Consider the following 2,928-nt stretch of genomic DNA (forward strand, 5'->3'; position numbering starts at 1 on the left):
ACCTCTTGGGGTTGTATGGTTAAGTGACTAAGCGTACACGGTGGATGCCTTGGCAGTCAGAGGCGATGAAAGACGTAGTAACTTGCGATAAGCCCAGATTAGGTAGTAACAACCATTTGAGTCTGGGATTTCTGAATGGGGAAACCCACGTGCATAAGCACGTATTGCTGAGTGAATACATAGCTCAGTGAGGCGAACCGGGGGAACTGAAACATCTAAGTACCCCGAGGAAGAGAAATCAACCGAGATTCCGAAAGTAGCGGCGAGCGAAATTGGATTAGCCCTTAAGCTTTTAATGCGCCAGATGAATGTTCTGGAAAGTTCAACGATACAGGGTGATAGTCCCGTAATTGGCAGCGCATAATCAGTGAAATCGAGTAGGGCGGGACACGTGATATCCTGTCTGAATATGGGGGGACCATCCTCCAAGGCTAAATACTACTGACTGACCGATAGTGAACCAGTACCGTGAGGGAAAGGCGAAAAGAACCCCTGTGAGGGGAGTGAAACAGAACCTGAAACCGTGTACGTACAAGCAGTAGGAGCACCTTCGTGGTGTGACTGCGTACCTTTTGTATAATGGGTCAGCGACTTATATTCAGTGGCAAGGTTAACCATCTAGGGGAGCCGTAGGGAAACCGAGTCTTAACTGGGCGATTTAGTCTCTGGATATAGACCCGAAACCGAGTGATCTAGCCATGGGCAGGTTGAAGGTTGAGTAACATCAACTGGAGGACCGAACCGACTAATGTTGAAAAATTAGCGGATGACTTGTGGCTAGGGGTGAAAGGCCAATCAAACTCGGAGATAGCTGGTTCTCCCCGAAAGCTATTTAGGTAGCGCCTCGGACGAATACTACTGGGGGTAGAGCACTGTTAAGGCTAGGGGGTCATCCCGACTTACCAACCCTTTGCAAACTCCGAATACCAGTAAGTACTATCCGGGAGACACACGGCGGGTGCTAACGTCCGTCGTGGAGAGGGAAACAACCCAGACCGCCAGCTAAGGTCCCAAATTACTACTAAGTGGGAAACGATGTGGGAAGGCTCAGACAGCCAGGATGTTGGCTTAGAAGCAGCCATCATTTAAAGAAAGCGTAATAGCTCACTGGTCGAGTCGGCCTGCGCGGAAGATGTAACGGGGCTAAGTAGTAAACCGAAGCTGCGGCTGCAAACTTATGTTTGCGGGGTAGGGGAGCGTTCTGTAAGCGGTTGAAGGTGGTCTGTAAGGGCTGCTGGACGTATCAGAAGTGCGAATGCTGACATGAGTAACGATAAAGGGGGTGAAAAACCCCCTCGCCGGAAGACCAAGGGTTCCTGTCCAACGTTAATCGGGGCAGGGTAAGTCGACCCCTAAGGCGAGGCTGAAAAGCGTAGTCGATGGGAAACGGGTTAATATTCCCGTACTTCTTACAATTGCGATGGGGGGACGGAGAAGGCTAGGTGGGCCTGGCGACGGTTGTCCAGGTTCAAGGGTGTAGGCTGATTTCTTAGGTAAATCCGGGAAATCATACGGCTGAGACCCGATGTCGAGTCACTACGGTGATGAAGTCATTGATGCCATGCTTCCAGGAAAAGCCTCTAAGCTTCAGATTGTAAGGAATCGTACCCCAAACCGACACAGGTGGTCGGGTAGAGAATACCAAGGCGCTTGAGAGAACTCGGGTGAAGGAACTAGGCAAAATGGTACCGTAACTTCGGGAGAAGGTACGCTTCTGACGGTGAAGTCCCTTGCGGATGGAGCTATCGGAAGTCGCAGATACCAGGTGGCTGCAACTGTTTATTAAAAACACAGCACTGTGCAAAATCGTAAGATGACGTATACGGTGTGACGCCTGCCCGGTGCCGGAAGGTTAATTGATGGGGTTAGACTTAGGTCGAAGCTCTTGATCGAAGCCCCGGTAAACGGCGGCCGTAACTATAACGGTCCTAAGGTAGCGAAATTCCTTGTCGGGTAAGTTCCGACCTGCACGAATGGCGTAATGATGGCCACGCTGTCTCCACCCGAGACTCAGTGAAATTGAAATCGCTGTGAAGATGCAGTGTACCCGCGGCTAGACGGAAAGACCCCGTGAACCTTTACTACAGCTTGGCACTGAACATTGAGCCTACATGTGTAGGATAGGTGGGAGGCTTTGAAGTGGCGTCGCCAGATGTCATGGAGCCATCCTTGAAATACCACCCTTGTATGTTTGATGTTCTAACTTAGCCCCATAATCTGGGGTGAGGACAGTGCCTGGTGGGTAGTTTGACTGGGGCGGTCTCCTCCCAAAGAGTAACGGAGGAGCACGAAGGTGGGCTAAACACGGTTGGACATCGTGTGGTTAGTGCAATGGCATAAGCCCGCTTGACTGCGAGAGTGACGGCTCGAGCAGGTGCGAAAGCAGGTCATAGTGATCCGGTGGTTCTGAATGGAAGGGCCATCGCTCAACGGATAAAAGGTACTCCGGGGATAACAGGCTGATACCGCCCAAGAGTTCATATCGACGGCGGTGTTTGGCACCTCGATGTCGGCTCATCACATCCTGGGGCTGAAGTCGGTCCCAAGGGTATGGCTGTTCGCCATTTAAAGTGGTACGCGAGCTGGGTTTAGAACGTCGTGAGACAGTTCGGTCCCTATCTGCCGTGGGCGTTGGAAGATTGAAGGGGGCTGCTCCTAGTACGAGAGGACCGGAGTGGACGAACCTCTGGTGTTCGGGTTGTGTCGCCAGACGCATTGCCCGGTAGCTAAGTTCGGAATCGATAACCGCTGAAAGCATCTAAGCGGGAAGCGAGCCCTGAGATGAGTCTTCCCTGGCACTTTAAGTGTCCTGAAGGGTTGTTCGAGACTAGAACGTTGATAGGCAGGGTGTGTAAGCGTTGTGAGGCGTTGAGCTAACCTGTACTAATTGCCCGTGAGGCTTAACCATACAACACCCAAGGGGTTTTG

1 rRNA gene is annotated in these 2,928 nt (G+C 51.7%); it reads left to right on the forward strand.

Annotated features, from left to right (window positions below):
* Nucleotides 1-17: 17 nt before the first annotated feature.
* Nucleotides 18-2,908 (forward strand): 23S ribosomal RNA (locus tag ACVB80_RS24235).
* Nucleotides 2,909-2,928 lie beyond the last annotated feature (20 nt).

The sequence above is a fragment of the Vibrio sp. 9-16B-A1 genome (assembly GCF_056726165.1).